Source organism: Trebonia sp., from assembly GCF_049794275.1.
Taxonomy (GTDB): domain Bacteria; phylum Actinomycetota; class Actinomycetes; order Streptosporangiales; family Streptosporangiaceae; genus Trebonia.
Genome location: NZ_JBARCR010000832.1, coordinates 1 through 4,501, shown reverse-complemented (window position 1 = coordinate 4,501; position 4,501 = coordinate 1). Strand labels below are relative to the sequence as shown.

Here is a 4,501-nt window from a genome sequence, read left to right as displayed (position 1 = left end):
GGCGTGCCCGGCCCGGTGGTGGTCGCCACCTACCTGCTGGCGCCCGGCTACTTCGCCGACAAGATCCGCGCGGCCGGGCTGGGGGCCGGGGCCGCCGCCGTCTCCCCCGCCCTCGGCGCTGCTCCTGACATCGCGGACGTGGTCCTGGAGCGCTACCTGGCCGCCGTCCCCGCGGAGCTGTGCGCGCCGCTGGCGGCCAGGGCATAGTTCTTTTATCCCGAACGGGCCCGCGGTGACCCGCCGGGCTAAGACTGGGTGCGGGCTCCGCCCGCTTCTTGCTGTTATCAGGCGTTGGCGGGGGCTGCCTAGGTGGCGCTGGAGGTGTCGATGCGGGACATGATTCTGTCCGCGTCCCGGCCGAGGCGGCGCAGCTGTTCCGGCGACAGGACGTCAATGACGAGCGACCGGACGTGCGCCACGTGCGCGGGCGCCGCCTCGGTCAGCGTCCGCAGGCCGTCGGCGGTCAGGATGGCGTTAGTGAACCGGCCGTCGGCCGGGTCGGGCTCGCGGCGCACGAGGCCCCGCGCCTCGAGGCGCTTGATCAAGTGCGACAGCCGGGACAGCGACGCGTTGGTGACCTCGGCGAGCGAGCTCATCCGCATGGTCTGCTGCGGGCGGTTCGAGAGCATGGCCAGCACCTGGTACTCAACCATGCTCAGGTTCGCGTCGCGCTGCAGCTGCTGATCGATCGACCAGGGCAGCCACATGAACAGCCGGACCAGGGACAGCCAGGCGTCGAGTTCCGTCGCGGTCAGCCACCGCACCGCTGGGTCCTCGAGGGCGGGGTTCCCGGCGCCGCGACGAGCTACTTCTGTCATGGGACCAAGGCTAGCATTCACTGGACCGTTCAAGTGATATGTCTTGACTATTCAAGTCATCGAGGCATAGCTTCGACTCAAACGGACAAGTCAAACGGGAGGCTGACCGACCATGAAGATCGCACTCACCGGCGCCACCGGGTTCGTCGGATCGCACGTCCTGGCGGAACTGCGCGAGCATGGCCACGAGGTGACGGCGTTCGTCCGCGACGACGCCCAGGCGGACCGGGTAGCGGCGCGCGGCGCCACCCCGGCCGTGGTTGACCTGTACGACCGGCCCGCTGTCGCGGGCCTGCTCCGCGACGCGGACGGGGCCATCCACACCGCCAGCCCGGGCGACGCCACCAGCGCTGGCCTGGACTCCGCGGTGGTCGACGCGGCGCTCGACGCGTTCGCCGCCACCGGCAAGCCCTACCTGCAGATCAGCGGCCTGTGGGTCTACGGGCCGAACACCGCCATCACCGAGGACTCGCCCTTCAACGCGCCCCCGCTGGTGGCGTGGAAGACGCCGATCGAGCGCCGGGTGCTGAGCGCGACCGGCATGCGCGGCGCGGTGCTCATCTCGGGCACCGCCTACGGGGACGGCGGCGGCGGGATCCCCGGGGTGCTGCTCGGGTCCCCGCGCGACGACACCGGGAACCTGATCATGATCGGCACGGGGCGGCAGCACTGGGTGACGGTGCACGTCGCCGACCTGGCGGACGCCTTCCGGCGCGTCCTCGAAGACGACTCGGCGCGCGGCTACTACGTCATCGGCAACGGAGAGCACCCGACCGTCGCCGAGCTGACCGAGGCGGCCGCCGTCGCGGTCGGCGCGCCAGGCGCGGTACCCGGCTCTGACGCCGAAGCGCGCGCCCGCCTCGGCGACTACTTCGCCGAGGTCCTGCTGGGCGACCAGGGCACCGCCGCGGCGAAGGCCAGGAACGAGCTCGGCTGGCACCCGGCCCGTCCGTCGCTGGTCAGCGAGTTCCGGCACGGAAGCTACCGGCGCTAGCCGCACAACCGCACCCGCGGCGCGAAACCGTACGAAAGCACCGATACGACACCGTTACGGTCAACCCGTTACGAAACTGCTCCAGACGGGGAAACACCTGGCACGGACGCCCGGCGCGCGGCCGCCAGAACGCATACCCTAACCCGGTAAGCCGCTGCGCTGGCGGTGTTCCGCGTTGGGAGATTGATGCACATCTGGCCGGGAGCCCCGTATCCACTGGGGGCGACGTGGGACGGGTGGGGGACGAATTTCGCGTTGTTCTCTGAGGTCGCCGACCGCGTCGAACTGTGCCTGTTCGACGAGGCGGGGACAGAAACCCGCGTCGCACTCACGGAGATGGACGGTTTCGTCTGGCACGGGTACCTGCCCGCGATCAGCCCCGGCCAGCGGTACGGCTACCGGGTGCACGGCCCCTTCGATCCCAGGCGCGGCTCCCGCTGCTCCCCGTCCAAGCTGCTGCTCGACCCCTACGCCAAGGCCGTCGAGGGCCACCTGACCTGGGATGAGGCGCTGTTCGACTACCAGTGGAGCGACCCGCGGCGGCGGAACACGGCCGACAGCGCGCCGTTCATGCCGAAGAACATCGTCATCAACCCGTTCTTCGACTGGGGCAACGACCGGCCGCCGCGCATCCCGTACCACGAGACGGTGATCTACGAGGCGCACGTCCGCGGCCTGACACTGCGCCACCCGGAGATCCCGCTGCCCCAGCGGGGCACCTACGCGGGGCTGGGCCACCCGGCGGTGATCGAGCACCTGCGCCGGATCGGGGTCACCGCGGTGGAGCTGCTGCCGGTGCACCAGTTCCTCCCCGACCAGGCGCTGGTCCAGCGCGACCTGACCAACTACTGGGGCTACAACACGATCGGCTTCCTCGCGCCGCACAACAGGTACTCCAGCGCCGGCCAGCGCGGCGAACAGGTCGGCGAGTTCAAGTCCATGGTCAGGGCGCTGCACTCGGCGGGCATCGAGGTCATCCTCGACGTGGTCTACAACCACACCGGCGAGGGCGACCACCGCGGTCCGACGCTGTGCTTCCGCGGCATCGACAACGAGGCGTACTACCGGCTCGACCTCAGGGACAAGCGGCGGTACATCGACTACACGGGCTGCGGTAACAGCCTGAACGTGCGGCACCCGCACTCGCTGCAGCTGATCATGGACTCGCTGCGGTACTGGGTGCTCGAGATGCACGTCGACGGGTTCCGGTTCGACCTGGCCTCGGCCCTGGCGCGCGAGCTGCACGACGTGGACCGGCTGTCCACGTTCTTCGACCTGGTCCAGCAGGACCCGGTGGTGTCCCAGGTGAAGCTGATCGCCGAGCCGTGGGACGTCGGCGAGGGCGGCTACCAGGTCGGCAACTTCCCGCCGCTGTGGACAGAATGGAACGGCAAGTACCGGGACACGGTGCGCGACTACTGGCGCGGCCAGCCGGCCACCCTGCCGGAGTTCGCCTCCCGGTTGACCGGGTCCAGCGACCTGTACGAGTCGTCAGGCCGCCGCCCCGTCGCCTCGATCAACTTCGTCACCTGCCACGACGGGTTCACGCTCGCCGACCTGGTCAGCTACAACAACAAGCACAACGAGGCCAACGGCGAGGACAACAGGGACGGTACCAACGACAACAGGTCGTGGAACTGCGGGGTCGAGGGCCCGGCGGAAGACCCCGAGATCATCGAGCTGCGCGCCAGGCAGCAGCGGAACTTCCTGACCACCCTGTTCCTGTCCCAGGGCATCCCGATGATGCTGGCCGGGGACGAGATCAGCCGGACCCAGGACGGCAACAACAACGCCTACTGCCAGGACAACGAGATCTCGTGGGTGGACTGGTCCAGGGCCGCCGACGAACGGGACCTGCTCATCTTCACCCAGAAGCTGGCCCGGCTGCGCCGCCGCCACCCGGTGTTCCGCCGCCGCCGGTTCTTCAAGGGCGCCTTCTCCGGCTCCGGGGCCGGCAACCTGGGCGCCGACATCGCCTGGCTGACCCCGGCAGGCGACGAGATGACCGAGGAGGACTGGCAGGCCAGCTACGCCAAGTCGGTCGCGGTCTTCCTGAACGGCGCGGCGATCAGCGAGCCCAGCCCGCGCGGCGACCCGGTCACGGACGATAGGTTCCTGCTGCTGTTCAACGCCGGCGCCGAGGCGATCACGTTCACGCTGCCCGAGTCGAAGCTGAGCGGCGACTGGGAGGTCGCGATCGACACCGTCAGCCCGCGCGGCGACCCGGTGGACGCCATCGGGTTCCTGCCGCGGACGAAGGTAGAGGTCGCGGGACGGGCCGTCATGGTGCTGAGATCCCGGTCATGAGGTCCCGGTCATGAGGATCCTGCTGCCGACGCAGGCGGCCGACCAGTCCGCCGCTGCCCTGGACGATCACGCGCTCGCCGGGCTGTACGCCTACCCAGGGCCGCGCTGGCTGCGCGCCAACATGGTCGCGAGCGCGGACGGCGCGGGTTTCCTCGACGGCCGGACGGCGGCGCTGTCGACGCCGGCCGACATGCGGCTGTTCGGCCTGCTGCGCGTGCTGGCGGACGTGGTGCTGGTTGGCGCGGGCACCGCGCGCCTCGAGGAGTACAAGCCGGCCCGCCGCCGGCCGGCGCTTGAGGATCTGCGGGCGGGCCGGCCCCCGACGGTCCCGGTCGCCGTGATCAGCAGGAAACTCGACTTGGACTTCGCGGCGCCGCTGTTC

General features: G+C 70.2%; 4 protein-coding genes and 1 pseudogene. 4 read left to right on the top strand and 1 reads right to left on the bottom strand.

Annotation, left to right across the window (positions count from 1 at the left end):
- Positions 1-207 (top strand): annotated as a pseudogene (locus WA805_RS21635) (hypothetical protein); the annotation flags it as partial.
- Between the two features lie 98 nt (positions 208-305).
- Here the strand turns inward: WA805_RS21635 and WA805_RS21630 are convergent.
- Entirely contained in the window at positions 306-818 is a 513-nt protein-coding gene (locus WA805_RS21630) for a MarR family winged helix-turn-helix transcriptional regulator (protein ID WP_422289074.1), read from the bottom strand.
- Positions 819-930: 112 nt separating this feature from the next.
- Between WA805_RS21630 and WA805_RS21625 the strand changes: the two genes are divergently transcribed.
- The 3 genes from WA805_RS21625 to WA805_RS21615 all read left to right on the top strand — a co-directional run.
- Positions 931-1,812 carry an NAD-dependent epimerase/dehydratase family protein gene (locus WA805_RS21625; protein ID WP_425243242.1) on the top strand — a complete coding sequence of 294 codons (882 nt, stop codon included), beginning with the start codon at positions 931-933 and terminating at the stop codon, positions 1,810-1,812.
- A 183-nt stretch (positions 1,813-1,995) separates the two neighbouring features.
- Positions 1,996-4,119, top strand: a complete 2,124-nt coding sequence (glgX, locus tag WA805_RS21620; protein ID WP_424558688.1) for a glycogen debranching protein GlgX — start codon at positions 1,996-1,998, stop codon at positions 4,117-4,119.
- A gap of 10 nt (positions 4,120-4,129) precedes the next feature.
- Positions 4,130-4,501: dihydrofolate reductase family protein (locus WA805_RS21615; RefSeq protein WP_425243241.1), on the top strand; the 372-nt coding region annotated here is incomplete at its 3' end.

Excerpts from the sequence above, each read along its gene's own strand:
- WA805_RS21625 (WP_425243242.1), top strand. The coding sequence starts at position 931 with ATGAAGATCGCACTCACCGGCGCCACCGGGTTCGTCGGATCGCACGTC.
- WA805_RS21630 (WP_422289074.1), bottom strand. The coding sequence starts at position 818 with ATGACAGAAGTAGCTCGTCGCGGCGCCGGGAACCCCGCCCTCGAGGAC.